This is a genomic window from Curtobacterium sp. AC273 (genome assembly GCF_979253735.1).
The window spans coordinates 190,259-216,686 of record NZ_CEEDDU010000009.1 but is presented as its reverse complement, the minus strand read 5'-3'; the positions used below and the strand labels follow the sequence as shown (position 1 = coordinate 216,686).

At 72.1% G+C, this 26,428-nt stretch carries 19 protein-coding genes and 3 pseudogenes; 3 read left to right on the top strand and 19 right to left on the bottom strand.

Annotation, left to right across the window (positions count from 1 at the left end):
• Positions 1-21 precede the first annotated feature (21 nt).
• The 7 genes and pseudogenes from ACZ8AI_RS16130 to ACZ8AI_RS16100 all read right to left on the bottom strand — a co-directional run bounded on the left by ACZ8AI_RS16130 (position 22) and on the right by ACZ8AI_RS16100 (position 7,790).
• Complete coding sequence (locus ACZ8AI_RS16130) at positions 22-1,728, bottom strand: dihydroxyacetone kinase family protein (RefSeq protein WP_464859237.1); 1,707 nt, start codon at positions 1,726-1,728, stop codon at positions 22-24.
• On the bottom strand, positions 1,725-3,116 hold the full coding sequence (locus ACZ8AI_RS16125; RefSeq protein WP_464859236.1) for an MFS transporter: 1,392 nt from the start codon (positions 3,114-3,116) through the stop codon (positions 1,725-1,727). The genes ACZ8AI_RS16130 and ACZ8AI_RS16125 overlap by 4 nt, the downstream gene beginning before the upstream one ends.
• Before the next feature lie 193 nt (positions 3,117-3,309).
• Positions 3,310-3,999: pseudogene (locus ACZ8AI_RS16120) on the bottom strand (SDR family NAD(P)-dependent oxidoreductase); the annotation flags it as partial.
• Between the two features lie 11 nt (positions 4,000-4,010).
• A complete protein-coding gene (locus tag ACZ8AI_RS16115) occupies positions 4,011-4,964 on the bottom strand; it encodes a 3-hydroxyacyl-CoA dehydrogenase family protein (protein ID WP_464859235.1) in 954 nt (317 codons plus the stop codon).
• 234 nt (positions 4,965-5,198) lie between these two features.
• Positions 5,199-5,912, bottom strand: a pseudogene (locus tag ACZ8AI_RS16110) (sugar phosphate isomerase/epimerase family protein); the annotation flags it as partial.
• A 149-nt stretch (positions 5,913-6,061) separates the two neighbouring features.
• Entirely contained in the window at positions 6,062-6,778 is a 717-nt protein-coding gene (locus ACZ8AI_RS16105) for a GntR family transcriptional regulator (RefSeq protein ID WP_071291619.1), read from the bottom strand.
• Between the two features lie 46 nt (positions 6,779-6,824).
• A complete protein-coding gene (locus ACZ8AI_RS16100; protein ID WP_464859002.1) occupies positions 6,825-7,790 on the bottom strand; it encodes a matrixin family metalloprotease in 966 nt (321 codons plus the stop codon).
• 153 nt (positions 7,791-7,943) lie between these two features.
• On the opposite strand from ACZ8AI_RS16100, the gene ACZ8AI_RS16095 reads away from it, so the two are divergent.
• The gene (locus tag ACZ8AI_RS16095) at positions 7,944-9,050 is read left to right on the top strand and encodes an NAD(P)/FAD-dependent oxidoreductase (protein WP_464859001.1); all 1,107 of its coding nucleotides are present in this window, start codon (positions 7,944-7,946) and stop codon (positions 9,048-9,050) included.
• Here the strand turns inward: ACZ8AI_RS16095 and ACZ8AI_RS16090 are convergent.
• The 6 genes from ACZ8AI_RS16090 to ACZ8AI_RS16065 form a co-directional block, all read right to left on the bottom strand.
• Positions 9,047-9,244 (bottom strand): GNAT family N-acetyltransferase, encoded by a 198-nt coding sequence (locus ACZ8AI_RS16090; protein WP_464859000.1) that lies wholly within the window; start codon positions 9,242-9,244, stop codon positions 9,047-9,049. The two genes, ACZ8AI_RS16095 and ACZ8AI_RS16090, sit on opposite strands and share 4 nt — an antisense overlap.
• Positions 9,245-10,021: 777 nt before the next feature.
• Positions 10,022-11,203, bottom strand: coding sequence for a DedA family protein (locus ACZ8AI_RS16085; RefSeq protein WP_464858999.1), 1,182 nt, complete (start codon positions 11,201-11,203; stop codon positions 10,022-10,024).
• Between the two features lie 10 nt (positions 11,204-11,213).
• On the bottom strand, positions 11,214-12,242 hold the full coding sequence (locus ACZ8AI_RS16080; RefSeq protein ID WP_464858998.1) for an alpha/beta hydrolase family protein: 1,029 nt from the start codon (positions 12,240-12,242) through the stop codon (positions 11,214-11,216).
• A complete protein-coding gene (locus tag ACZ8AI_RS16075; RefSeq protein ID WP_464858997.1) occupies positions 12,193-13,068 on the bottom strand; it encodes a TolB family protein in 876 nt (291 codons plus the stop codon). The genes ACZ8AI_RS16080 and ACZ8AI_RS16075 overlap by 50 nt, the downstream gene beginning before the upstream one ends.
• A 104-nt stretch (positions 13,069-13,172) precedes the next feature.
• Positions 13,173-14,741 carry an N-acetylglutaminylglutamine amidotransferase gene (locus ACZ8AI_RS16070; RefSeq protein WP_464858996.1) on the bottom strand — a complete coding sequence of 523 codons (1,569 nt, stop codon included), beginning with the start codon at positions 14,739-14,741 and terminating at the stop codon, positions 13,173-13,175.
• Between the two features lie 228 nt (positions 14,742-14,969).
• On the bottom strand, positions 14,970-17,558 hold the full coding sequence (locus ACZ8AI_RS16065) for a glutamate--cysteine ligase (RefSeq protein WP_464858995.1): 2,589 nt from the start codon (positions 17,556-17,558) through the stop codon (positions 14,970-14,972).
• 124 nt (positions 17,559-17,682) lie between these two features.
• Between ACZ8AI_RS16065 and ACZ8AI_RS16060 the strand changes: the two genes are divergently transcribed.
• Both ACZ8AI_RS16060 and ACZ8AI_RS16055 read left to right on the top strand, forming a co-directional pair.
• Positions 17,683-19,032, top strand: a complete 1,350-nt coding sequence (locus ACZ8AI_RS16060; protein WP_464858994.1) for an alpha/beta fold hydrolase — start codon at positions 17,683-17,685, stop codon at positions 19,030-19,032.
• A 657-nt stretch (positions 19,033-19,689) separates the two neighbouring features.
• Positions 19,690-20,616 (top strand): GMC oxidoreductase, encoded by a 927-nt coding sequence (locus ACZ8AI_RS16055; RefSeq protein WP_464858993.1) that lies wholly within the window; start codon positions 19,690-19,692, stop codon positions 20,614-20,616.
• Between the two features lie 113 nt (positions 20,617-20,729).
• Here the strand turns inward: ACZ8AI_RS16055 and ACZ8AI_RS16050 are convergent, their stop codons facing one another.
• From ACZ8AI_RS16050 to ACZ8AI_RS16025, 6 genes and pseudogenes are all read right to left on the bottom strand, one after another.
• The gene (locus ACZ8AI_RS16050; protein WP_071291626.1) at positions 20,730-21,608 is read right to left on the bottom strand and encodes an ABC transporter permease; all 879 of its coding nucleotides are present in this window, start codon (positions 21,606-21,608) and stop codon (positions 20,730-20,732) included.
• A complete protein-coding gene (locus ACZ8AI_RS16045) occupies positions 21,605-22,519 on the bottom strand; it encodes an ABC transporter permease (protein ID WP_139199835.1) in 915 nt (304 codons plus the stop codon). The genes ACZ8AI_RS16050 and ACZ8AI_RS16045 overlap by 4 nt, the downstream gene beginning before the upstream one ends.
• Positions 22,516-23,721: an ABC transporter substrate-binding protein gene (locus tag ACZ8AI_RS16040; RefSeq protein WP_464858992.1), complete on the bottom strand. Its 1,206-nt coding sequence runs from the start codon at positions 23,719-23,721 to the stop codon at positions 22,516-22,518. The genes ACZ8AI_RS16045 and ACZ8AI_RS16040 overlap by 4 nt, the downstream gene beginning before the upstream one ends.
• A gap of 5 nt (positions 23,722-23,726) precedes the next feature.
• Entirely contained in the window at positions 23,727-24,914 is a 1,188-nt protein-coding gene (locus ACZ8AI_RS16035; RefSeq protein WP_464858991.1) for an ABC transporter ATP-binding protein, read from the bottom strand.
• Between the two features lie 23 nt (positions 24,915-24,937).
• A complete protein-coding gene (locus tag ACZ8AI_RS16030; protein ID WP_464858990.1) occupies positions 24,938-25,597 on the bottom strand; it encodes an aldehyde dehydrogenase family protein in 660 nt (219 codons plus the stop codon).
• Positions 25,598-25,719: 122 nt separating this feature from the next.
• Positions 25,720-26,363: pseudogene (locus tag ACZ8AI_RS16025) on the bottom strand (aldehyde dehydrogenase family protein); the annotation flags it as partial.
• Positions 26,364-26,428 lie beyond the last annotated feature (65 nt).

Here is a 26,428-nt window from a genome sequence, read left to right as displayed (position 1 = left end):
TGAGCGACACCCCGACGGTGATCACCGCGCGACCGCCGCCACGATGAGCGCGAACGACACCGCACCCGGGTCGGCCGTGCCGACGGCCTGCTCGGCGTGCGTGCGGGCGCGGCCCTTCTTCGGCATGAGTGCGGCCGTGCCGTCGGCGGCCTCGCGGGCGGCGGTGACCGCCGCTGCCCAGGCCTCGGGGAGCGCGGAGCCGGCGTCGACCCGCTCGCGCAGCACGTCGTCGAACGGGACGAGCGCGTCGACCATCGTCTTGTCGCCCACGGTCGCTCCGAAGGCGAGGACCGCCTCGGTGGCGGCGTGCACCGCGTCCGCGACCTGCGCCGACGACGGACGGGACTCGTCGCCGAGGACGCGACCCAGTGCCTCCAGGGCGGCTCCCCAGATCGCGCCGGACGTGCCACCGGCCTTGTCGGACCAGGCGTCACCGGCGATCCGGAGGACGGATCCTGCTCCGGCCCCGTGCTCGAGGGCGTCGGCGGCGGCGGTGTCGGCCGCGTGCGCGCCGCGCTGCATGCCGATCCCGTGGTCGCCGTCACCCGCGATCGCGTCGATCCGGCCGAGTTCGTCGGCGTGCTCGTCGATGACGGCGCGGACGGCTGCCAGGCCGGACGCCACGCGTCCGGCGACCGCTCGCGACTCGTCGCTGGCCGGGCCGATCGCCTCGGCCGCTTCGTCGGCCGAGGCGACGGACGGGTCGACCCGCTCCTGCTCGATCGCACCGCCCTTCCGGAACGCCGGGGTGTCCGCGGGCGCTGCCCACAGCTGCTCGAGTTCGTCGTCGAGCCAGAAGAGCGTCAGCGAGACGCCGGCCATGTCGAAGCTCGTGACGAGCTCCCCGACCTCGGGCTCGACGATGACCACGCCCGCGTCGGCGAGCAGTCGCTGCACCGACCGGTAGACGACGAAGAGCTCCTCGTACTTGACGCTGCCGAGGCCGTTGAGGATGGGGACCACCTTCTGGCCGGCGAGCGAGACGCCGTCGGGGAGCTCGTCGAGGAGCTTCCCGACGAGCAGCTCGGCCAGTCCCTCGGCCGTCGGCACGTCGGTCTCGTCGATCCCGCGTTCGCCGTGGATGCCCATCCCGATGGCCATCCGGCCCTCGGGCACCTCGAACAGCGGTTCGTCGGCCCCCGGCAGCGAGCAGCCCGAGAACGCGACGCCGAACGACCGGGTGCGGTCGTTCGCCCGTCCGGCGACGGCGGTGACGGTCTCGAGGTCGTCGCCACGCTCGGCGGCGGCCCCGGCGACCTTGCAGACGCAGAGGTCACCCGCGATCCCGCGCCGTTCGTCCGCACGGTCGGTTGGCGCGGAGACGACGTCGTCCGTCACGCGCACGGTCCGGACGGGGATGCCGTCCGCCTCGAGCGTCCGGGCCGCCGCGTCGAAGTTGAGCACGTCGCCCGCGTAGTTGCCGTAGCTGAGCAGCACGCCCCCGCCGTGCTCGGCCGCCCGTGCCACCCCGGCCACCTGCTGGGCGCTCGGGCTGGCGAACAGGTTGCCCATCGCGGCGCCCGCGGCGAGACCCGGCCCGACGAGCCCACCGAACGCGGGGTAGTGGCCGGAGCCACCGCCGATGACCACGGCGACGGTCCCCTCGGGGCTGGTGGTGGCGCGCGCGACGCCACCGTGCACCTTCCGCACCCAGCGCGCGTTGGCGGCGACGAAGCCGTCGGTGGCCTCGTCCGCGAAGTCCGCGGGTTCGTTGAACAGTCGGGTCATCGGCCCGTCTCCTTCCGGTCGGCCGTGGCGACGTGCGAGGTGTCGAGCAGCTCGTCCGCCTTCGCCCCGCGGAAGAACTTCGTGCAGAAGATCATCACCGCGGCCACGAACGCCAGCACCCCGAGCGACACGATGCCGAACGCTCCGCTCTCCGTGGGGACGACCTCGTTGATGGCGGTGCGCATGATCGGTGCCACGAACCCGCCGAGGTTGCCCAGCGAGTTGATCAGGCCGATGCCCGCGGCGGCCGCGGCACCCGTGAGGAACGCCGTCGGGTACGCCCAGGTGATCGGGCCGACGGCCAGGAAGCTCGCGACGGCCAGGGTGATGAACACGATGCCGAGGATCGGCTGCCCGTTCGCGCCGGCCCACGCCGACCCGAGGATCGACAGGCCGGTGGTGATGTAGAACATGGAGCCCCAGCGACGACGGCGACCCACGGTGTCCGCCCGCGAACCGACCAGGTAGCAGGCGACGAGACCGACGAGCCACGGGATGGCCGCGACGAGCCCGACCTGCCAGCCGACGTCCTGCCCGAGCAGCGCGGAGACCTGCTGCGGCAGGTAGAACGTCGTGCCGTACACGGCGACCTGCAGGCAGAAGTAGATGATCGTGAAGTACCAGACGCGGCCGCTGGCCATCGCCTTCCAGATGCCCGTCGGGCCGTCCTCGCTGCGCGCCGTGTCCTCGCGGGCCATCGCCGCGGTGAGGGACTGCTTCTCCCCCGGCTCCAGCCACTTCGCCTGCTGCGGACTGTTCGTCAGGAACACGAGCGCGGCGATGCCCGCCAGCACGGCGAGGATGCCCTCCCCCGCGAACATGACCTGCCAGCCGTGGAACGGGGTGGCCTGGTCGCCGAAGCTGATGAGGCCGCCGGACAGCGGTGCGCCGATCATCTGCGAGAACGGCTGCGCCAGGTAGAAGATCGCGAACATCCGCACGCGGACCTTGTTCGGGAACCACTCGGACAGGTACATGATCACGCCCGGGAACAGCCCCGCCTCGGTCACACCGAGGATGAAGCGCAGGATGATGAACATCGTGTCGTTCGTCGTGAAGGCGAACAGGGCGGCGACGATGCCCCACGTGACGGCGATGCGGGCGAGCCAGAAGCGCGCCCCGAACCGCTTGAGCAGCAGGTTCGACGGGATCTCGAAGATCGCGTAGCCGATGAAGAAGATGCCGGCGCCGAGCGCGAAGGCCGCGTCGGAGATGCCGCGGTCGACGCTGAGCGCCTCCTCCGCGAAGCCGACGTTGGTGCGGTCGAGGAAGGCGACGAAGTACAGGATGACGAGCATCGGCATCAGGTGCTTGGTCGCCTTGCCGATGGCGGACTTCAGGCCGGGGTCGTTCGTCGACCCGAGCGCTGGTGCAGGGGGAAGTGACACGGGGTTCGCTCCTTTGCGAGCACGGTGCGGTTGCAGGGGCGTCCGCCGGCTGGTCGGCCGGCCGGACAGGAGGCACGGATCGCGTCGCGCGTTCGGCGCACGATCCGCAGGCGGCCGGGCCTAGGTGCATGTACAGGCCGCCGTCGACGTTGAGGGTCTGACCGGTGACGAACCCGGCGTCCTCGCTGATCAGGTAGGCGATCGCGGCGGCGATGTCGCGCGGGGTGCCGATGCGGGGCAGGACCCCGTCGGCGGCCATCTCGGCCTTCCGTTCCTCGGAGAGGGTGCCGCCCATGATGTCGGTGTCGATCGGCCCCGGAGCGATCGCGTTCACGGTCACGCCCTTCGGCCCGAGCTCGCGAGCGAGGCCGCGGGTGAGGCCGATCACGCCGGCCTTCGCCACCGTGTACGGCGTCTTGCTGAACGTGCCGCCGCCGCGCTGCGCGGAGACGGAGGACAGGTTGACGATGCGCCCGTACCCGTTCCGCACCATCGACTCCGCCGCGCGCAGGCTCGCGAAGTGCACGCCGTCGAGGTTGATCGACAGCACGCGGTGCCACTCCCCCTCGGGCAGGTCGAGGTAGGCGTGCGCCGAGGACACCCCGGCCAGGTTCACGAGCGCGGTCACCGGTGGCAGCTGCGACTCGATCGTGTCGAACGCCGCCCGGACGGCGGACTCGTCGGCGACGTTCGCACCCGCGCCGACGGCCTGCACGCCGTACTGGTCGCGGAGTTCGGCGGCGACGGCCTCGCTCGCGGCCTGGTCGAGGTCGATGACGCCCACGTTCCACCCGGCCTCGGCGAGGTGGTGGGCGGTCGCCCGGCCGATGCCCCGCGGTGAGGCGGCGCCGGTGAGGACGACGGTGCGGTCCTGGTTGCTCATGCTCGTGCCCCTCAGTGGATCGGCGCCGGGCCGAGGTCGTCGAGGAGCTTCTGCATGGCGACGTAGGCCTTGTTGCGGTAGGCGACGAGTTCCGGCGTGCGGTCGGCCGGCACCTCGAGGTAGCCCGCGCCGGACTTCGTGCCGAGCTCGCCGGCGTCGACGTGCTGCTGCAGCGAGGCCGGGGTCGCGAAGCGCTCGGGCCACCGGGTCTGCAGCGACTCGAAGCAGAACGCGTAGACGTCGAGGCCGGCCATGTCGGCGATCGCGAACGGGCCGAAGAACGGCAGGCGGAAGCCGAAGGTCGTGCGGACGATCGTGTCGATGTCGTCGGGGCTGGCGATGCCCTCGTCGACGATCTTGGTCGCCTCCTCGAACAGCGCGTACTGCAGGCGGTTCAGGACGAAGCCGGTCGAGTCCTTCACGCGGGCGGACTGCTTGCCGGTGGCCGCGACGACGGCTTCGCCGACCTGGATCGCGTGCTCGCCGGTGGTGGGGTGCGGGATGAGCTCGACGCCGGGGATGAACGGCGCGGGGTTCGAGAAGTGCACCCCGAGGAAGCGTTCCGGGCCGGTGACGGCCTCGGCGAGGGACTCGATGAGGATCGTCGACGTGTTCGAGCCGATCACGGCATCGGGACGGGCTGCCTCGCTGATGCGCCGGAGGGTGGCGTGCTTGATCTCGAGCTTCTCCGGCACTGCCTCCTCGATGAAGTCGGCCTGCGCGACCGCTTCCTCGATGGACTCGGCGGCGCTGAGGTGCGCACGCACGCGCTCGACAGCGTCCGCGGGGAAGAGCCCGTCGGCGACGAACTGCTCGGTCTCCCCGATCAGCCGCGCGAGGTTCTGCTGCGCGATCTCCGCCGAGACGTCGGCGATGCGGACGGTGTGGCCGGCGAGGGCGAGGACCTGGGCGATCCCGCCGCCCATGTAGCCGGACCCGACGACGGCGATGTCGAGGGTGCTCATCGAGTTGCTCCTTCGTGCTTCGTGCCCACGCTCGTGGTGGCGAGGACGGATCGGATGTACTGCTGGTTCGTGGCGCAGACGCCGAGGCTGTCCCCGCCGTACTGCTCCGTCATGAGGATCCCGCGGAACCCGTCGGCGACGGCGTCGCGGAGGACCTGGCGGTAGTTGATGAGGCCCGTCTCCATGGTGCTCGGCACGCTCGTCGCCCAGCTCCCCGTCGGCGGCCTCGTCGCGCGTGTAGTTCTTCACGTGCAGGTAGTTCGTGACCGGGAGCGTCTTGGCGAACAGCTCCTTCCAGTCCTCCACCGGGCGGTGCAGGCGGATGAGGTTCGCGACGTCGGCGTTGAGGCCGACGTTGTCGAGCCCGATCTCCTCGATCAGCCGGACCGCGCTGTCCGCGGTGCCGAGGTAGGTGTCCTCGTAGAGCTCGAGCGCCATCGGCAGACCGACCGACGCCGCGTGCTCGCCGAGCTCGCGGAGTCGGGAGACCGCCGCCGCGCGGACCTCGGGGTCGTCCGGGTCCTTCGGGCCCTGCGCGGTCCAGAACCACAGCGCCCGCTGCTGGTCCTCGTTGAACGGCTGGTGGAGTCCGGTCGAGAAGACCTGCATGCCCCACTCGGCGGCCGCGTCGATGGTGCGGTGGGCGTACGCGAGGTTGTCCTCCTCGTGCCCGGGCTGCACCACGCTCTTGCGCTGCAGGTGCACCGACGGGATCCCGACGCCGTGGGCCTTCGCGATGGCGAACAGCTCGTCACGACGGGTCCGCTCGAGGTCGGCCGGCCGGATGTGGCTGTCGGCGAGCTCGGCGAGCGAGAAGCCGACGGCCTCGATCTGGGCGAAGACGTCGTCCCAGACCTCGGGGTCGGCGTCGTGGAAGGCGACGCCGTCGCGGGTGACCGGGGGAACCCGTGCAGGCAGGTGGCGATCGGCCAGGTGTCCGACGTCCAACTGGTGGGGTTCCAGTCCTGGTCGACCCAGTCCTGTGGTGTGCTCACGGAATGCTCCCTTGCATGTGTCGGTTCGGCGATGAACCTCTTTCCTATAGGAAAGATACTCGTATGACGATCCGGCGCAAGCCGGGTCGCGTGATCTGGTGTCTAGCCGGTGTGCGTCGCGTCCGCACGCGAGCGCAACCGAACCGCGTCGATGTGGTGCCGCATCGCCGCGACCGCTTCCGCCGGCCCCGTGCCGAGCGCGTCGAGCACGGCGCGGTGCTCGTGCACGGCCCGGTCGGTGTCGTCCCCGCCACCCTCGATGATCTGGCGCATCCGGTGGACCCGAGTGGTGATGATCTCGGACATCTCCTCGAGGAAGGGGTTCCGCGTCGCGTCGAAGATGAGCTGGTGGAACTGCCAGTCGCTGCGGAAGAACCGGGCCATCAGCTCCTCGGACGCCGACCCGACCCCGACGGCCGCGATCTCCTCGGCCACCGCGGACTGCTCGGCCAGCGCGGCGGTGAGTCGTTCGCGCAACAGGTCGACGTCACCACGGGCGGCGAGTTCGACGGCGCCGCTCTCGACGATGAGCCGGGCGTCGAACAACGCCTCGAGCTGGTCGCCGGCGAGCGGCGGGGACACCCGGTACCCCTTGTTCGCCTCGCGGGTGACGAGCCCGGTGCGTTCGAGCTGCACGAGGGCTTCGCGCACCGGGGTCGGTGAGACGCCGAGGGTCCGGGCGAGGCCGTCGATCGACAGGCGCATGCCCGGCTCGACGTCGTGGCCCATCAGGACCTCGAGCACCCGGTCGTAGACGCGGTCCCGCAGCCCGAGCTGCGTGATGCGCTCCGTCCCGAAGCCCGGCATGGTCGTCGACATGTGTCGATCCTAGAGAATCGACGATCCGACATCGTTGCGCGCGGGCTCAGTAGACCGAGTCGATCCCGAGCACGTCGCCGAGCCCGAGGGTCCGCTGCCCGGTCTCGCACGTGGTCGACGCCGGCTTCATGACGAGGCCGCTGTTCTGCGCCGTGTGCCCGAGGCCGAAGGCGTGCCCCCACTCGTGCGTGGCGACCCCGCGCAGGTCGAAGCGGGCGCCCGAGCACGTCGTCGCGACGGACCACTGCTGCCCCGTCGTGTACCGCTGGTCGACCTCGACGGCGACGCCCGACCGCGACCACACGCACGTGACGGCGAGGGTGCCGGACGGCAGGGAGCCCCACCCGACGACGCTCGCACCGCTCGACCCGCCGCAGCCCCCGGTCGCCGTGACCCCGCTGGTCCTGTTGGTGTTGCCCGCCAGGCGCTCCCCGGCCGACGTGGTGACCTTCTTGCCGCAGGAGGCGATCCCGCCCGTCCAGGCGTCCGCCCCCGCACGGATCGCCGCCGCCCCGGAGACCTTCTGCCCCGCGGGGTTGTAGCTCCAGTTCACCGGCGCGGACCACTTGAACCCGAGCTTCGAGTAGGTCTTGTTCGTGCAGCTCGACGGCTTCGCGGCCGTCGTGGTCGTGGCGGCCTGCGGGGTCGCGGCGAGGCGTGCGCGCAGTGCGGTCCGCTCCTGTCGGACGGCCGCGGGCGAGCCCTTCCAGACCTCGTCGACGTGTACGGCGACCCCGGCGCGTCCGGTGTTCGTGATCGCGACGTCCCCGTCGTCCGACGCCCCGGTCGCCGCCACCGGCAGCGCGGCCACGGTGGTACCGGGCGCGGGGAGGGCGAAGTGCCGACCGTCGGGCAGGACGACCGTGCCCGAGGACACGGCGCAGCCGGTCGCGAGGTCCGCGACCGTGATGCGCTCCCCACGGCAGGTCGGTGCCGCGGATGCCGGCGCCGCTCCGGTCGACGTGACGACCGCGACCAGCGCGATCCCGAGTGCGACCGCCCCTGCGGTCACGGACGACGTCCGCACGATGATGCCTCCTGATCCGGGCGCCGAGCCCGCTCGGCACAACGGAAGACAGTGTGCGGAGCGTCCGGCGCGGGGGTCAACCCCCCGAACTGGCCTGAGCACGAACCCGGGGAGTGTGCCGTCCGGCAGGATCGACGCATGGGATCACGCTCCGTCGTCGTCATCGGGTCGGGCATCGCCGGCGCCGCCACGTTCTTCGCGCTGACACGACGCGGGGCCGAGGTCACACTCGTCGACGACGGTGCCACGGGCCAGGCGACCGCGGCGAGCGCCGGCATCCTGCAGCCGTGGTCGTCGGCGGTCGAGGGCCCGTTCGCCGACCTGTACGTGCGCGGGGCGGCGTTCTGGCCGGAGGTCATCACACGCCTGGCGGAGGTCGGCGTCACGCACACCGACCACCGCCGGAGCGGAGCACTGGTGGTGAACGCGGACCCGGCCGAGGTCGACGCCGCCGAGGCGCGGGTCGAGCGGCGTCGGGCGGCCGAACCAGCGGTGGTGGGACGCGTCGAGCGGCTCCGCGGTGACCGTGCACGCGAACTGTTCCCGCCGCTCGCCGCGGGGCTCGACGCGCTCTGGATCGAGGGCGGCGGCCGGGTGGACGGCCGCACCGTGCGGGACGCGCTGCTCGACGCCGGGGAACGGCTCGGCGGTGCGCGTCGGAGCGGGCGGGCCGTCCTCGAGGGAGCCGATCGAGTCCGGGTCGGCGGCGAACTGCTCGAGGCCGACGCCGTCGTCGTGGCGGCCGGCGCCTGGACGAACGACCTGCTCGACGCCCTCGGTCTGCGGGTGCCGGTCGCGCCGCAGCGGGGGCAGATCACGCACCTGACGCTGCCCGGGGTCGACACCACGCACTGGCCGTCCGTGCACCCGTTGTCCCACCACTACCTCGTGGCGTTCGACGGCTCGCGGATCGCGGTCGGGGCGACGCGCGAGACCGGCAGCGGCTTCGACGCCCGGGTCACGGCCGCCGGGCAGCTGCAGGTGCTGCGCGACGCGCTGTCGATCGCCCCGGGCCTCGCCGACGCGACCGTCCTGGAGACCCGGGTGGGACTCCGCCCGCTCGCCGACGACGCGATGCCGATCGTCGGAGCGGTCCCCGGTCACCAGGGGCTCTTCGTCGCCACCGGGTACGGCGCGGCCGGCCTCACGATGGGGCCGCTCCTCGGGGACGCCCTCGCCCGGCTGGTCCTCGGCGAATCCGCCCCCGAGCTCGACGCCCTGCAGCCGGAGCGCGGACGCGGCTAGGGCACCTGCATGAACCGCGGCGCTCCCCGGTCCCGCAGCCGGAACCCGAGGTGCTGGTACAGGCCGATCGCCCCGGTGTTCCCCGCGGCGGCGTGCATGAGCGGGACCTCGCCGCGCTGCCGGATGCCGTACGCGACGTCGAGCACGAGTCGACGCCCGAGCCCCTGCCCGCGGAACGCCTCGTCGGTGCACACCGCGCTGATCTCGGTCCACCCCGGCGGGTGCAGCCGCTCCCCGCCATCGCGATGAGCCGCCCCTCGCGCTTGACGCCGACGTACCGCCCGAGTTCGATCGTGCGCGGCAGGAACGGCCCGGGCTTGGTGCGGGCGACGAGCTCGGTCATCTCGGGGACGTCGTCCGCCGTGAGCTCGACGGCCTCGGCGTCCGGGGCTCCCTCGATCGCCTCCCCGGTGAGCTGCACGCCGCCGGAGCCCTCGACCGCGTGCCACCCCTCCGGGACGGCGACGGAGGCACCGACGCCGAACACGGCCCCGGACCCGATGAGGGCGCGGACGTCCTCCCAGTCCTCGCCCGTCGGGTGTTCCGGGATGCCGGTCCAGACGGACACGTCGGGCAGGTAGCGGGCGATCTCCCCACGGCGTTCGGCGAACCGGGCGTGCTCCCCGTTGAGCGAGGCGAGCGCCGGGTTGTCGAGCAGTCGGGTCGGGGTGCCGTCATCGGCGATCGTCAGGTCCAGTGTCCGGAGCGCCGCCCCGCGGGGGTCGCCGCCGCGGAACCCGAGGTCCTCGAGCCGTCGTCGGTCCCCGTCGGCCCACCCGGTCGTGTCGGCGAGCACACCGGCGGCGTACCGGTTGCGTGCGCGCTCGACGACGTCGCCCACGTCGGCCACCGTCGCGAGGACGACCTCACCGGGTCGCGTCAGGGTGGTCGGACGGGCGCTGGTGGTCATGCGTCCATCTTCCGTCCGCCGGCGCGGCCGCGACGAATCGTGGCAGCGGTGCCGGCCGGCGTCAGTCGGCTCCGGGGACCGCGACGGCGATCGTGCTCGCGCCGGCTCGTCGGCGCAGGTTGACACCGGCCGCGACCGCTCCCACGACGACCACGGCGAACGACAGGACGGACGCGACGGCCACGAGCGCGGAGAGCGGCCCCCACGCGTACGGTGCCGCGTCGATCGCGAACGCCCCGAACGCCATCGCGAGCACGATCCGTTCGAGTGGGCGCAGCGCACCGCCGACCGGACGCGTGAGTTCGACCGCGAAGAGCATGCCGACGACCACGAACGCGATGCTGAACGGCAGGGCGTGGACGGCCGTGAGCGCCGAGGCCGCGGCGGTCGCGATGCCGAGCCGGGCGACGACGGCGACGACCGTCGTCCCCGTCGCCAGGGACGGGGCGTGCGGGACGACCAGCACCCCGACCCAGCCGAGGACCGCGACACCGGCGAGCGCCGCCACCACCCACGAGTCGGAACCCACGGCGGTCAGGACCACGGCTGCTGTGAAGGCCGCGGTCGCGACCACCTGCACCACGGCACCGACCAGGCGCGGCGCCGACGGCGGGACGAGCGGCAGCCCGGCACGCCGGCGGCTCCGGATGCCGCGGACGAGCAGCACCACGAGGACCACGGTGCCGATGACGGCGAGGACCACCCAGGTGCTCTGCCCGAGGATCTGCTCGGCCAGCCCGAGGGACGACCGGAGGAGGAAGCCGGTGCCGCCCCACGCGATCGACCACGTCAGGCTGCCGATGAGCGACGCCACCGTGAACCGCGGCTGCGGCATCCCGCTGACCCCGGCAGCGATCGGGGTCAGGGAACGGACGACCGGTACGACCCGGGTGGAGACGACGGCCCACGCCCCCCGTCGTTCGACCACACCGATCGCAACGTCCCACTTCTCGACACCGATGGCCCGGACGAGTCGCCCCTTGCGGAGTCGGGGTCCCACCTTCCGGCCGAGCAGGTAGAGGACGTGGTCACCGGCGGAGGCGCCGACGGTCACGCCCGCGATGAGCAGGAGCAGGCCCGGCACGTCGTCGAACGAGGCGCCGAGGAAGAGGACCGCGAGCTCACCGGGGAAGAAGGGCCCGAGGCCCATGACCTCGAGACATGCGAAGACCGCGGCGATCCCGGCACGGAGTGCTTCCGGGGTGTCGCTCGCGGTCTGCGTGATCCAACCGAGGATGTCCATGGCCCCCAACTTATCGCATGTGAAATACCGAAACGTCAGTCGGAGGGATGACCCTGCCCGAGCCGGTCCGCCACGAACTCGACCATCTGCCGCACGAGCCGAGCCCGCGACGACGCCCGTCGGTACTCGTGCCCTCGCCCTCGAGCTCCAGGTACGACACGTCGTGCGACCGGGCCCGGAGCGCCGCCACGACCTGGTGCGCCTCACCGACGGGCACGTTGGTGTCGAGTTCACCGTGCACGACGAGCAGCGGCGCGGTGACGTCCGCGATCGCCCGCATCGGCGACAGGGCCGCGAGCAGTTCGGCGTCGTCCACCGGGTGCCCGTACTTGGTGGCGGCGGCGGCGGCGATCCACGGCTCGGTGTCGCGGTAGAACGTCGCGAAGTCGCTCATCCCGCACACGGCCACGCCGGCCGCGAAGACGTCGGGCGTGAACGCCAGGGACGCGAGGGTCGCGTAGCCGCCGTAGGACCGGCCCTCGACGGCGACGCGGGTGCGGTCCGCGTACCCGTTCGACACCAGGAACCGTGCGCAGTCCACGACGTCCGCGAGCGCGTTCCACCGCAGCCCGAGGTCGTCGGCGTGCACGAAGTCGCGTCCGTAGCCGGAGGACCCGCGGATGTTCGGTGCGAACACCGTCACCCCCGCGGCGGCGAGCGCCTGGTGCTGGGGCGAGAAGGTGGGCCGTTCCTGGGACTCCGGTCCGCCGTGCAGGTGGACGAGCGCTGCGCGCCGGCCGGGAGGCACGGTGCCGGTCGCGTCGTCCGCCTCCGCCGGCGGGACGGTCGGCTCCACGGCCCGGTACAGCCAGCCGGTGATCTCGAGTCCGTCACGCGCCGCGAAGCGCTCGAGGGTGGGTTCGACGAGCGGCACGTCGGGCAGCTCCGGCACGCCGGTGACCCGGCTCCAGGTGAGCGCGTTCGTGTCGAGCCGCCACAGCTCTCGCGGACGTGCGGGCCCCTCGACGGCGAGGATGACGCTCCGGCCGTCACGGCTGAGGACCGGGTCGGTGACGACGTACCCGGGCAGGTCCGGCACGGGGGTGCGCGAGGCGTCGTGCGTGTTGATGAGGTCGAGCTCGCTGCGGCCGTCGACGTTCCAGCCGAGCAGCAGCGTGCGCCCGGCGTCGTCGGCGTCGAGTGATTCGAGCTCGGCGTCGGGGCGCTCGGTGATCGGCCTGGCCCTGCCCCGCCAGCCGTGCGGGCCGACCGGCTGTGCGATGAGCCCGCGGCGGGGCATGCCCGACTCGGTCGCGACGTAGGCGACGAGCGGACTGGTCCTCGCTGGCGGGGGCCGGGCGGAGGAACGCGATCTCGGCCGACCCGTCGGGCTGGTCGGACAACAGGGCGTGGCTCTCGTCCGTGAGGCGGTCGACCGCGACGACGAACTCCTGCCCGCGCTGCCCGTCGCGGAGCACCACGAGGCGCTCCTCGACGGAGAGGTCGAGGATGTGGATGAGCTCCCCCACGGCGAGGTCGTCGCGGTCGCCGGACACCGGGTCGACCAGGTACGAGCGCGCGGGCTGGTCGGCCTCGGTGGACGGCAGGGTGATGACGACCCGGTGGCCGCTGCGGCTCCACGGCCCGAGCTCGGCGTGCTGGTACCGCGAGCCGGCGACCTGCGCGGCGTCGGAGCCGTCGGGGCGGACCACCCAGACCTGCTGCTTCACGCCGCCGTCGGTCGCGATGGCCACGGCCAGCCACTCGCCGTCGGACGACCACGTGACGCGGATCACCGGGTCGTCGGACAACCGGATCCTGGTCGGCTCCGGCAGCGCGCCGTCGACCACGACGTCCTGCACGAACACCTCGGGGGTGCCGTGCCGGTCGCTGACGAACGCCACCCGCCGGGCGTTCCGGGTCATGGTGGGACCCCACGATCCCCAGGCCGCGGCGAGGCGCTCGCCTAGGCCAGCCGCCTGCTCGACGCGGGCCGACGGGCGGGCGTGGGTCGTGCCTCCAGGCCCGCTCACCGCACCCCCTGGTGCTGCAGCCACATCTCGATGAGGCCGAGCTGCCAGAGCGCGTTGGCGCCGATCTCGGTCCGCGTGCTGTTCGGGTCCTGGAGCATCCGCTCGACCGTACCCGGGTCGAACAGGCCGCGCTCCCGAGCCTCCGGTGCGTGCAGTGCCTGGCGGACGCGCTCGAGGTACGGACCCTCGAGCTGCCGGATCGCCGGCACCGGGAAGTAGCCCTTCGTCCGGTCGATGACGGCATCCGGGACGATGCCCCGGGCCGCGCGCTTCATGACGCCCTTGCCGCCGTCCGCCAGCTTCAGCGACGGCGGGATCGCGCCGGCGAACTCGACGAACTCGTGGTCGAGGAACGGCACGCGCGCCTCGAGCCCCCACGCCATCGTCATGTTGTCGACGCGCTTCACCGGGTCGTCGACGAGCATGATCGTGGTGTCGCTGCGGAGTGCGGCGTCCACGCTCGTCTCCGCGCCCGGCCGGGCGAACTCCGCGTCGACGAAGGCCGACGGGGTGTCGTCGTCGCTGCGCCAGCGCTCCCCGAGCAGCCCCTGCAGGGCGGGCCAGCGACGGTCCATGAACACGGAGCGGTAGACCTCGGCGGCCTGGTCGCGCGGTGTGGCGGCGAGCGGCGGGTACCAGCTGTACCCACCGAGCACCTCGTCCGCACCCTGTCCGGACTGCACCACCTTGACGTGCTGCGAGACCTCCTGCGAGAGCAGGTAGAACGCGACGCAGTCGTGGCTGACCATCGGTTCGCTCATCGCCTGGATGGACCCGTCGATCCCGTCCAGCAGCCGCGACGACGGGATCCGGATCTTGTGGTGGTCGGTGCCGAAGTGGCGGGCGACCTCGTCGGAGTACTCGAACTCGTCGCCGGACTCGCCGCCGGCCGACTCGAAGCCGATGCTGAACGTGGCGAAGTCCTGCTGGCCGGCCTCGGCGAGCAACGCGACGACGAGGGACGAGTCGATGCCGCCGGAGAGCAGCACCCCGACCGGCACGTCGGCGACCATGCGGCGTTCGACGGCGGTGCGGAGCTTGTCGGTGAACGCCTCCTGCCAGTCCTGGTCGGACCAGTCGGCCTTGCCGGGGTCGCGCTCGAAGCGGGGCTCCCAGTACGTCTCGTCGTGGGAGCTGCCGTCGGGTTCGATCACCCCGACCGTCGCGGGCGGGAGCTTGCCGACGCCGGACAGGATCGTCCGGGGTGCCGGGACGATGGAGTGGAAGGACATGTACGAGGCGAAGGCGACCGGGTCGATGGACGTGTCGACGCTGCCGCCGGTCCCGTTCCCGGCCAGGATCGCCGGCAGGGACGACGCGAAGCGGAGCCCGCCGGGGACCGGTGCGACGTACAACGGCTTGATGCCGAGCCGGTCGCGCGCCAGCACGAGTCGTCCGCTGGCGTGCTCCCAGATGGCGATCGCGAACATCCCGATCAGGTGCTGCACGAAGTCGGTGCCCCACTCGGCGTACGCGGCGACGATGACCTCGGTGTCCGACGTCGAGTCGAACGTGTGCCCCTTGCCGTGCAGCTCGTCGCGGAGCTGACGGTAGTTGTAGACCATGCCGTTGTAGGCGATCGTGGAGGCCCGCGCGCGGCACCACCATCGGCTGCGCGCCCGCGGTCGACAGGTCGACGATCGACAGCCGGCGGTGCCCGAGCGCGACCGGCCCGCGCGCCCAGAGTCCGTCGCCGTCCGGGCCGCGGTGCACCATGCACCCGGTCATCCTGGCGACGGCCCCGACGTCCGGTGCCGTCCCGTCGAAGCGGATCTCGCCCGCGAGTCCACACATCAGTTGTCTCCCTCGGTGGTGCCGGTGCCGGCGCCTGCGGCCGTGCCGGGCTCGGGTCCGACGATCCAGGTGTCCTTCGCGCCGCCACCCCGTGAGGAGTTGACGACCATGCTGCCCTCCGGCGCGACGCGGGTGAGCGCGACGTCGGCGAGGTGCGTGTCGCCCGGACCGGTGCCGGTGACGTACACGAACGCCCGGAGGTCGACGTGCCGCGGGTCGAGCCCCGCGGGTCCGATCGTCGGGTGCGACGAGAGCTGCACGACCTCCTGCCCCACCCAGCCGGCGGGGTCCGCGGCGATCTGCCGACGTCGCTCGGCGACCTCGGGGGCGCTGGCACTCGGGCCGATCAGGACGTCCCGCCCGCCCTCGCCGTCCACCGGCTTCGTGACGAGTTCGCCGACGCGGTCGAGCACGGAGAGCCGTTCGCCCTCGATGCTCGTGCGGTACGTCGGCACCGACTCGAGCAGGGGCTTCTCGTCGAGGTAGTACCAGATGAGGTCGGGCACGTTGACGTACATGGCCTTGTCGTCGACGAGCGCGTTGCCGGGAGCGTTCGCCAGGTACACGGTGCCGGCCTCGGCCGCGTCGAGGATGCGGGCGCCGAGGTCCGGCGCGTGCTCGTTCGACAGGGCACTGGCGTCGCGGTCGACGCGCAGGTAGAGGGCGTCGAGCACGTCACCGGTCGCGGCCTCGACCACGCGTCCGTCGCGGACGTCCAGGTCGGACTCGGACAGGAGGCGCATCCCGGCCCCGTCGGACAGCCGTCGGTGCTCGTACCAGGCGCCGGCGGCGGGGCCGTCCGACACCAGTGCCAGGACCGGGTCCGGGTTGCCGGTGACCGCGGTCGCGTCGGTGCGGAGGGTCTCGCGCAGGCGGTCGAGGACGGTGTGCGGATCGCGGAGCCGCGCGGGACGCGGGGCGTCCGGCACCACCTCGTCCATCAGCTCGCGGAGGGCGAGACCGTACGCGACGCCGGAGGGCGACCGGACGTTGTCCTCGAGCACGCGCCACCCGCCGAACTCGTTGCGCACGAGGTCGAACCCCATCACCGGCGCGCGGACCGCGGTCTCGGGCAGCCGTGCGGCGTCCGGGTCCCAGCCGTTCGCACCGACGAAGTCGTCCGCGTCCATGGCGCCGTCGGCGACGATCCGCCGTGGTCCGTAGGCATCGCGGAGGAACAGCTCGATCGCCCGGGCACGCTGGGCGAGCCCGGCCTCGAGCTGCGCCCACTCGTACGCGCTCACCGTGCGCGGGACGAGGTCGCAGCCGAAGACCTGCACGCCGCCGTCGACCACGAAGCCGACCTCGTGCTCGCGGGTCCAGACGTCGCGCACCGCACAGCGGTCGATCGTCGTCTCGGCGTCCCAGCCGCGGAAGAAGGTCGCGAGCTCGCGGAAGGCCGGACGGGGACGGGCACCGGGTCCGACGGCCTCGTCGCCCGCGCGGACGCGGTAGGCGGGGATCGCGACGACCGGGTGCTGGTCACGGCCGGACGGCGTGCCGGCGGTGTCCTCGACGACCTGCGTCACGACGTCGTCGAGGTCGCCGCGCTCGGCGTAGGCGGTGCGCTGCCGGTCGGTGGAGTTGCCGCGCGCGAGGGTGTCCTCCAGTAGCTCGCTCACCGTGCCCCAGTCGCCGAGCTCCTCGAGCTCCGGGCGCAGCCGTGACACCAGCTGCCGGACGGCGACCTCGGCCGGGAACCGTTCCGGGTGCTGCCCGAGCCCGAGCAGTTCGCCGCTCAGGCCGCTGCGCGCCGCCTGCCACATCGCCGCGCGGTGCAGGGGCTCGCTGCGCGGGTGCCACGCGGTGCCGGCTTCCACCGCGATCTCGGCCTTGCGCACAGCGGCGCGGAACAGCCCGGCGATGAGGACCGCGTCGTCCACCACGGGGGTGGCGTCGCAGACCCGGAGTTCGAGGGTGGGCGCGTGCGAGGACGGCCGCACGTCGAAGTAGGCCATCTTCTTGTCGGCGATGACGCCCGAGGCGATGAGGTCGTCGAGCACCTTGTCGTACTCGGCCGCGCTCTCGACCCGGCCGAAGCTGCCGGCGGACGGCCAGCGCTGCCAGATGATGCTCCGGAACGAGGCGTACCCGGTGTCCTGCCCGTTCCAGAACGGACTCGAGGCGCTGAGGGCGAGCAGGACCGGCAGCACCGGGGCCACCCGCTGGGCGATCTGCACCGCCAGGTCGCGGTCGCTCACGCCGACGTGCACCTGCAGGCCGCAGATGAGCTGTTCGTCGACCAGCATCCGGTACTGCTCCTGCATCCGCCCGTAGCGGCCGCCGGAGGTCAGCTCGAAGTCGGCGTACTCGGACCGGGGTGCCGTGCCGACCGCCGCGATCGTGACGCCGGCCGGGGCGATCGCCGCGCTCAGCTCGCTGCGGAGGTCCACGATCACCCGGCGCAGGTCGTCGAGGGTCCGCACGACGGGGGTGTTCGTCTCGATGGTCGTGCGCTGGAGCTCGGCGCCGAACCGGTGGGCGGGCAGTCGGGGGAGGAGGCGCGGGGCCTTCGCGGACAGTCGGCCGGACTCGAGGTCGATGAGGTGCAGCTCTTCCTCGGCGCCCAGCGTCAACTCTGCACTCATGTACGGAACCTACTGCTGCGAGCCGCGGGTCCGCCCGCCCCGGGCGAGATCGTCGCACGCCCGAAACAATCCGCGGGGTACACGGGGCTGTGAGCGGGCGCGGCCGGCACCGTAGGAACGAGGGATGCCGACCACCGTGTTCTGCCTCCACGCCCTCGGGTCGAGCTCCGAGGAGTTCGTGGGCCTGCGCACCCGGCTCGCCGGCACCCTCGACCTGGTGGGCATCGACCTGCCCGGGTTCGGTCGGTCGTCGTCCGCGACCGGCACGACCGTCGAGGAGATGACCGAGCTCGTCGAGCGCGCGATCGGGCGGAGCGGCGCGACGGAGTGGGCGCTGATCGGACACTCGATGGGCGGCAAGGTCGCCTCGATCGTCGCCGCCCGGACCGTCGACGGCTCGAACGGGCTGTTCGGGCTCCGCGCCGTCGTCCTGCTCGCCGCCTCTCCGCTGTCGCCCGAGCCGATGAACGAGGAACGACGCGCGACGATGCTCGGCTGGGCAGCGGACGGCGAGATCGGACCGGACGAGGCCGAGACCTTCGTCGACGCCAACACCGCGGCACGCCTGCCCCCCGAGCCGCACGCCCTGGCCGTGCACGACGTGGAGCGGGCCGTCCCGCAGGCCTGGACGGACTGGCTCGTCCGGGGCAGCCGCGAGGACTGGTCCTCCGCGTACCCGCCGAACCCGGTGCCGGCGCTCGTGCTCGCCGGTGCCGAGGACGGCGACCTCGGGCCGGACGCCCAGCGCGAGCTGAACCTGCCGCACTGGCCCGCCGGCGAGTTCGCCGTGGTCCCCGGAGCAGCGCACCTGCTGCCGTGGGAACAGCCGGACTCGGTCGCCGAGCGCATCCGCGACTTCTGGGACCGTCGCGTCGACCACGGACCGGTCGTGCCGGAGGACACCGCGCGACTGATCGCGTCGCCCCGGGTGAGCGCCCGCACCCGCGGGATCCTCGCCGTGCGGGCACTGCCGGACGATCCGGACCGTGCATCCCGAGCCCTGAGCCGCGAGCAACTCGACACCCTGCGCGCCGTCGCCCGGGTCGTCGTGCCGCAGCCCGGTGACCGGACCATCGACCTCGCGCTCCGCGTCGACGACCAGCTCGCCGACGGCCTCGGCGACGGATGGCGGCCCGACGGACTGCCCGCCGACGTCGACGCCTACCGGGCGGCACTCGACGCACTCCGGGCTTCGGCAGCGAAGGGCGACGACCACCTCGCCGATGTCCTCGCGTCGATCGACGCGGGCGAGTACACGCCGGCGTCGGGCGGCCTGGATGCCGCACAGCTGCAGGCGTGGGCCGAGGACGCCGGCGTGGACCTCGCGAAGCAGTGGGTCGCCCACCCGGCGACGATGGCCGAGATCGACTACGACGGCTTCGCCAACGGTGGCGACGGCCTGCGGAAACAGGGCTTCCTGCTCCTCGGAGCCGGACAGCGCGAAGCATGGGAACCGGCAGGAGCCGAACGATGAACCTCTCCGGACAGCGCCACCACGACGAGGACGACGTCGTCGACGTGGTCGTCGTCGGCACCGGTGCGGGCGGCGCACCGCTGCTCGCGACCCTGGCACGCTGCGGCCTGCGGGTCGTCGCGCTCGAGGCCGGACCGAACACCGAGCCGGGCGACCACACCCCCGACGAGGTCGCGGCACCCGGCGACATCAACTGGATGGACGAGCGCATCAGCGGCGGCAGCGCCCCGACCGCCTTCGGACCGAACAACAGCGGGACCGGGGTCGGCGGCTCGACGCTGCACTGGGGTGCCTTCACACCCCGGCCGAACCGGCACGACATCCACCTGCGCACGGACTCGGGCGAGGGCGAGGACTGGCCGATCGACCACGACGAGCTCACCGGCTGGATCGAGCAGGTCGAGCACGACGTCGGCGTCGCCGGACCCGCGCACTACCCGTGGGACCCGGCCCGCCGCTACCGGATGGGTCCGCCGCCCCGGAACGCCTCCTCGGACATGATGATCCGCGGAGCCGCCGCGGTCGGGATCACCGCGACCGACGCACCCGTCGGGCTCACCACCGAGGACCGGCACCAGGAGCACCACGGCCTCCGGCAGGCGTGCGTGTCCTGCGGGTCCTGCCACCAGGGGGTGCCGCAACGGCGCGAAGGTGTCGATGGACACCACCTACCTGCCCGCCGCCGTCGCGTTCGGCGCCGAGATCCGCGCCGAGGCGTTCGTGCACGGCATCGAACTCGACGCCCGGGGCGAGGTCGAGGCCGTCGTCTACCGCCAGGGCGGACGCGACCACCGGCAGCGCACCCGTGCGCTGGTGCTCGCCGCCGGGGGGATCGAGACCCCGCGGCTCCTGCTGCACACCGGTCTGGCGAACAGCAGCGGCCAGGTCGGCCGGAACTTCACGGCACACGGAGCGACGCAGGTGTGGGCGACGTTCGACGAGTCGATGCGCTCCTACCGCGGCTACCCGTCGTCGATCATCACCGAGGACTTCGTCCGACCGTCCGACGCCGACTTCGCCGGCGGGTACCTGATCCAGAGCCTCGGCGTGCAGCCGCTGACCCTCGCCACGTCGCTCGTCCGTGGCGGAGGGCTGCGGGGCGCGGCGCTCGTCCGGGCCATGCGCGACTACCCGAAGATGGCCGGGGTCGGCATCAACGCCGAGTGCCTGCCGTACGACGACAACCGCCTGGTGCTCGCCGACGAGGTCGACGCGAACGGGGTCCCGAAGGCCCGGGTCACGTTCTCCCCCGGCTCGAACGAAGCGGCCATCACCCGGCACGCCGTCCGCACGATGACCGCGATCGTCGAGGCCGCGGGCGGGCGCGACGTCCGGGTGCTCGACCGGACGGCGCACACCGTCGGCACCGCCCGGATGGGTACCGATGCGGCGAACTCGGTCGTGGACGCCGCCGGTCGGTCGTGGGACGTGCCGAACCTCTGGGTCGTGGACAACTCGGTGTTCCCGAGCTCCCTCATCGCGAACCCGGCGCTGACGATCATGGCGCTGTCGCTCCGCACCGCCGACCGCCTGCTGCGCGACGACGCCCGCGCCGACCGCGACGCCGCCCTGTCCCTGGCCTGACCCCCTCCCCCGGCAAGACGCAACGTTGCCGGTTCCTCGCAGCGACATACCGCTGCGAGACTCCGCCGACGTTGCGTTTTGCGGGAGGAAGGGCGGGGCGAGCACGTGGGGGGTCAGCCGCGGGTGCGGGCCAGGCGGCGGTTGAGCGCGCCGTTGAGCAGCGCGACGAGGAGCCCCACCGCGAACACCAGCGTGCCGAAGCAGAGCACCTGCGGCGGCATCCCGGCCTTCGCGGCGCCGTACACGAACAGCGGGAACGTCACCGAGGGTCCGGCGACGAACGACGTGATCACGTAGTCGTCGATCGACATCGCGAGCGCCAACAGCCCGGCGGCGAGCATGCCCGGCGCGAGCAACGGCAGGGTGACGAGTCGGAACGCCTGGAACGGCGTCGCTCCCAGGTCCCCAGCGGCCTCCTCGAGCGCCCGCGAGGTCCCCGCGATCCGCGCCCGGAGCACCACGACCACGTACGCGACGTCGAACGCCACGTGTGTGATGAGCACGGTGAGGAACCCGGTGCCGAGCCCGATCGACAGGAAGAACGACAGTGACGCGGACCCGACGACGATCGACGGCGCGGCGATGTCGGCGAACACGACGGCGTTGACGGCACCCCGCCCGGGGAACTTGTACCGCTCGAGCGCCAGGGCGAGCGGCAACCCGATCGCGACGGACACGATCGCGGCCAGGAACGCGATGACGACCGAGGTGACGAACGCCGCCCCGAGCCCGGAGACGTTCACGAGGTTGGCGTACCAGTAGGTCGTGAAGCCGTTCCAGGCGAAGGACAGCCGGTTCGTCGGGGCGTCGTTGAACGAGTACACGATCATGTAGACGATCGGCACGAGGGTGATCGCGATGACCACCCAGTACACGATGGCGAGCCAGGGCCCGCGGCGGTTCACCCCGTGCCGACGCGGGCGGCCGGCGACGGAACCGGTCACGGGCGAGGCCGGACCGGCGGCGGTGCGGGATGGTGCGACGGCGGTCATACGAGGTCCTCGAGGTCGTCGGTGCCGGACACACGGGCGTAGATGAACAGGATGATGCCGAGCACGACCATGAGCACGGTCGACAGGGCGGCGGCGACGTTGTACTGCTGGTTGCCGGAGTAGGCGTCCTGGATCGCCTGGCCGATCGTGTACGTGTTCGTCCCACCGAGCAGCGCCGAGTTCACCGGGTCCCCCACGGAGTCGATGAACACCAGCAGGACCCCGGCGAAGATGCCCGAGCGGGACAGCGGCAGCGTGGTGTGCCAGAACGCCCGGAACTTCCCCGCGTACAGGTCGTTCGCCGCTTCGCCGAGCCGTGGGTCGATGCGCTCGAGCGCGGCGTAGATCGGCAGCACCATGAACGCGAGGTCGTTGTACGCGTCGCCGAAGATCACGGCGCCACCGGTGCCGAGGATGTGGAAGTCCTTGCCGGCCAGGCCGATCGCCTGCAGCGTCGAGACGACGGGGCCCTGCGACGCCAGGACGAATGCCCACATGTCGGTCCGGATGATGAACGACACCAGGAAGCTGACGAACACGAGCATGAGCAGCGGGTTCTTCCACCGTGGCGACACCCGGAAGGCGATGAAGTACGCCACCGGGTACCCGACGATGATCGTGACGACGGTGGCGGCCGCGCCGTACCAGAGCGAGCGGAGCAGGAACGTCAGGTAGGGCACCTGCGGGTCGACGAACAGGGCCGAGTAGACCCCCCAGTTCCACGTGAACGTGTAGCCGTCGTCCGGGTTGCCCGACATGAGCGACACGATGAGCCCGGACACCAGCGGGATGACGAAGAAGACGCAGAGGTACGCGGTGCCGACGAGCGCGAGGAAGAACGGCGTGCTCCGACGCCGCCCCCGGCGGACGGGTGCCGGCGCAGCGCCCAGCCCCGGTGCGAGCGCCGTCACGACTGCACCACGGCGTTGAAGACCTGGTTCCACTCGGAGTACTCGTCGTAGTTCTCGAACACCCGGAACTCGTGCGACTTCTCGAGGACTGCGTCCGACGGGAACACCAGGGGGCTGTCGGCGACGGTCGGGTCGTCGAGGACGTCACGGACGTAGTCCTCGGCGCCGGGCACCGGGCAGACGTAGTTGACGTAGTCCTCGACGATGCCGGCGGCCTTCGGCGTGTAGTAGAAGTTCATCCACTCGAGCGCCGACACCGGGTTCGCCGCCTGCCGCGGGATGAGCATGTTGTCGTGCCAGGTCATCTGCCCCTCCTCCGGTGTCACGAACTCCAGGTGCGGGAAGCCGGACTGCTGCGCCTGGAACACGTCGCCCGACCAGGCCTGGGTGATCCAGGTGTCGCCGTTCTCGAGCCGGTTGATGTAGCTCTGGTCGTAGAACCCGGTGACGCTCGGCCGGAGCTTCCGCAGCCAGTCCTGCGCCTTCCGCCAGTCCGCGGGGGTCGACGTCTCGGGGGCGATGCCGAGCGCGAGGAGGCCGAGCGAGCCGAGCTCGGTGTTGTCGCTCATCAGCCCGATGCGGCCGGCGAACTCGGGGTCGAGCAGGTCCTGGAAGGACGTGATCTTCCGACCGGTGTACTTCGGGTTGTACGCGAGTCCGGTGAACCCGGTCTGCCACACGACGGAGTGCTCGTTGCCGGGGTCGTAGATCGGGTCCTTGACCGACTCGGAGGCGTGCGCGGCGAAGTTCGGCAGCCGCGAGTGGTCGAGCTTGCAGACGAATCCGTTCTTGATCATCTCGGTGAGCTCGTACCCGTTCGTCATGACGACGAGGTCGTACCCGGTGGCGCCGTGGGCCCGCAGGATCGGGGAGACGGTGGCGTAGAACGTCGCGTTGTCCTGGATGACGGCCTGGTAGTCGACGTCGATGCCCGTCTCCTTCCGGAACAGCGCGAGCGACTCGGACTTGCCGTGGTCGGAGTCGATGTAGAGCGGCCAGTTCGCGAACTTGAGCTCCTTCGTCGCCTTCGCGTCCTTCCAGAAGCGCTTCCAGTCCACGGTGTCGTCGGCCGACGCCGCCGATCCCTTGATGCTGCAGCCGGCCAGCAGCGCCGCCATCGCGGCTGCACCGCCGCCGGCGAGCAGGCCGCGTCGGCTGACGCGTGCCGACGTCAGTCCGCGGAGGACGTCGGGACCGGGCACGCGACTCACGCGACCGCTCCTGCGGTGGCCGGTGCGGACTGGAGGCGCGGGTCGGCTCCGGCGGTGACGGTCGCGTCGGACGCGGGGTGCGCCTCCAGGCCGAAACCGTGGTCGACGCCCCACGTGAGCCAGACCTCGGTGCCGGTCGCGATCCGCGGGCCGCCCTTCGAGTTCTGCGCGAACACCGAGACGCGACCCGCGCCGGGCACGTCGACCAGGTACTGGGTGCTGACCCCGGAGAACGAGACGTCGACCACGCGGCCGGGGCCGAGGATGTTGCGGCCGGCCTCGGGGGTGGGCTCAGCCGCCCGGATCTTGAGCTTCTCGGGGCGGACGCCGACGACCACGCGACCGGAGGTGGCGACTGCCCGTGCAGCCGGGACGGCGATGGTGCCGGCCGCGGTCGCGACGACCAGGAGCTCGCCCTCGGTCCCGCGCACCTCGCCCTCGAGCAGGTTCGACTGCCCGAGGAAGTTCGCGACGAACGCGGTGCGGGGCAGTTCGTACAGGTCCTGCGGGCTGCCCATCTGCTCGATCCGGCCGCCGTTCATGACGGCGACCGTGTCGGCCATCGTCATCGCTTCCTCCTGGTCGTGCGTGACGTGCAGGAAGGTGAGCCCGACCTCGGCCTGGATGGTCTTCAGCTCGAGCTGCATCTGGTGGCGGAGCTTCAGGTCGAGCGCACCGAGTGGTTCGTCGAGCAGCAGCAGGGCCGGCCGGTTCACGATGGCCCGGGCCAGGGCGACCCGCTGCTGCATGCCGCCGGAGAGCTGCGCGGGCCGCTTCGACGCCGACGCCTCGAGCTCGACGAGCCGAAGGGCCTCCTTCGCCTTCGTCATCGGGTCCGGGATGCGGCGGCGCTTCAGCCCGAACGCGACGTTGTCGAGCACGCTCATGTGCGGGAACAGCGCGTAGTTCTGGAACACCGTGTTGACCGGCCGCTGGTACGGCTTCGTGTCGGTGACGTCCTGACCGCCGATCGTGATCGTGCCGCTCGTGGGCTCCTCGAGTCCGGCGACGAGCCGCAGCGTCGTGGTCTTGCCGCAGCCGGAGGGACCGAGCAGGGCGAAGAACGACCCAGCCGGCACGGTGAGGTCGAGGGCGTCGACCGCGGTGTGCCCGGGGAAGGACTTGGTGATCCGGTCGAGCCGGAGGTCCGCGCCGGATTCGGCGAACGTGCCGGTCATTGCCATGGTGCCTCCAGGAGGTGTCGGGTTCAGCCGATGTAGGACATGACGTGCTTGATGCGGGTGTAGTCGTCGAACCCGTACTGGGACAGGTCCTTGCCGTAGCCGGAGTGCTTGAAACCGCCGTGCGGCATCTCGGCGACGATCGGGATGTGGGTGTTGATCCACACGCACCCGAAGTCGAGGTCGCGGGCGAAGCGCATCGCCCGCGCGTGGTCGGTCGTCCACACCGAACTCGCCAGCCCGTACGCGACGTCGTTCGCCGCGCGCAGGGCGTCCGCTTCGGTGGCGAACCGCTGGACGGTCTGCACGGGGCCGAAGACCTCCTGCTGGACGATGCGGTCGTCCTGACGGAGGCCGGACACGACCGTGGCCTCGTGGTGGAAGCCCCGGTCGCCGAGTCGGTGGCCCCCGGCCTCGACGATGGCGTGGTCGGGCAGCGTGTCGAGGAAGGAGCGCACCTGGGCGAGCTGGGCCGCGTTGTTCACCGGGCCGAAGTACGGGTCGGCCGCGTCGGGGCCGGTCTGCGCGTTCGTCCGGGTCGCGGCGGCGAGCTCGGCCACGAACTCGTCGTGGACCCCGTCCTGCACGAGCAGCCGGGTCGCCGCGGTGCAGTCCTGCCCGGCGTTGAAGAACCCGGCGGCCACGATGCCGGCCACCGCGGACGGGACGTCGGCGTCGTCGAACACGATGACCGGAGCCTTCCCGCCGAGTTCGAGGTGCGTGCGCTTGAGGTCGCCGGCGGCGGCGGGGCGACCTCCATGCCGGCGCGGACGGACCCGGTGATCGACACGAGCTGCGGTGTCGGGTGGTCGACCATGGCGGCGCCGGTGGTGCGGTCCCCCACGATCACGTTGAGGACGCCGGGCGGCAGGAACTCCGCCGCGACCTCGGCCAGCAGCAGCGTCGACAGCGGGGTGGTGTCGCTCGGCTTGAGCACGGTGGTGTTGCCCGCGGCGAGCGCCGGTGCGAACTTCCACACCGCCATGTTGAGCGGGTAGTTCCACGGGGTGACCTGGGCGACGACGCCGATCGGCTCGCGCCGGACGAACGACGTGTGGTCCGTCATGTACTCGCCGGCGCTCCGGCCCTCGAGGTTGCGGGCGGCCCCGGCGAAGAAGCGGATCTGGTCGACGGACAGCAGGATCTCGTCCTCGACCAGGGTGGCCCGGGGCTTTCCGGTGTCGAGGGACTCGAGGTCCGCGAACTCCGACGCCCGCTGCTCCATCGCGTCGGCGATCCGGAACAGTGCGAGTTGCCGTTCCCGGGGGTCGTGCGCCGCCAGGTCTCGAACGCGGTGCTCGCGGCCGTGAACGCGGCGTCGACGTCGGCGGCCGTGGACACCGGCGAGGTGCCGTACACACGCTCGTCCGTCGGGTCCACCAGATCGAAGGCGGTGTCGGCGCGGGACGCGACGGAAGCACCTCCGACGAAGTTCTGCACGGTGTGCGGCATGGCGGCGATACTGGCACGGATACCGGCGGTTCGGAAGAGTTGTAACAACGGAAATCGTCGCGAAA

Coding starts and splice junctions, on each gene's coding strand:
- ACZ8AI_RS16130 (WP_464859237.1), bottom strand. CDS start 1,728: ATGACCCGACTGTTCAACGAACCCGCGGACTTCGCGGACGAGGCCACC.
- ACZ8AI_RS16115 (WP_464859235.1), bottom strand. CDS start 4,964: ATGAGCACCCTCGACATCGCCGTCGTCGGGTCCGGCTACATGGGCGGC.
- ACZ8AI_RS16105 (WP_071291619.1), bottom strand. CDS start 6,778: ATGTCGACGACCATGCCGGGCTTCGGGACGGAGCGCATCACGCAGCTC.
- ACZ8AI_RS16095 (WP_464859001.1), top strand. CDS start 7,944: ATGGGATCACGCTCCGTCGTCGTCATCGGGTCGGGCATCGCCGGCGCC.
- ACZ8AI_RS16085 (WP_464858999.1), bottom strand. CDS start 11,203: ATGGACATCCTCGGTTGGATCACGCAGACCGCGAGCGACACCCCGGAA.
- ACZ8AI_RS16075 (WP_464858997.1), bottom strand. CDS start 13,068: ATGACCCGGAACGCCCGGCGGGTGGCGTTCGTCAGCGACCGGCACGGC.
- ACZ8AI_RS16070 (WP_464858996.1), bottom strand. CDS start 14,741: ATGGTCTACAACTACCGTCAGCTCCGCGACGAGCTGCACGGCAAGGGG.
- ACZ8AI_RS16065 (WP_464858995.1), bottom strand. CDS start 17,558: ATGAGTGCAGAGTTGACGCTGGGCGCCGAGGAAGAGCTGCACCTCATC.
- ACZ8AI_RS16060 (WP_464858994.1), top strand. CDS start 17,683: ATGCCGACCACCGTGTTCTGCCTCCACGCCCTCGGGTCGAGCTCCGAG.
- ACZ8AI_RS16055 (WP_464858993.1), top strand. CDS start 19,690: ATGGACACCACCTACCTGCCCGCCGCCGTCGCGTTCGGCGCCGAGATC.
- ACZ8AI_RS16050 (WP_071291626.1), bottom strand. CDS start 21,608: ATGACCGCCGTCGCACCATCCCGCACCGCCGCCGGTCCGGCCTCGCCC.
- ACZ8AI_RS16035 (WP_464858991.1), bottom strand. CDS start 24,914: ATGGCAATGACCGGCACGTTCGCCGAATCCGGCGCGGACCTCCGGCTC.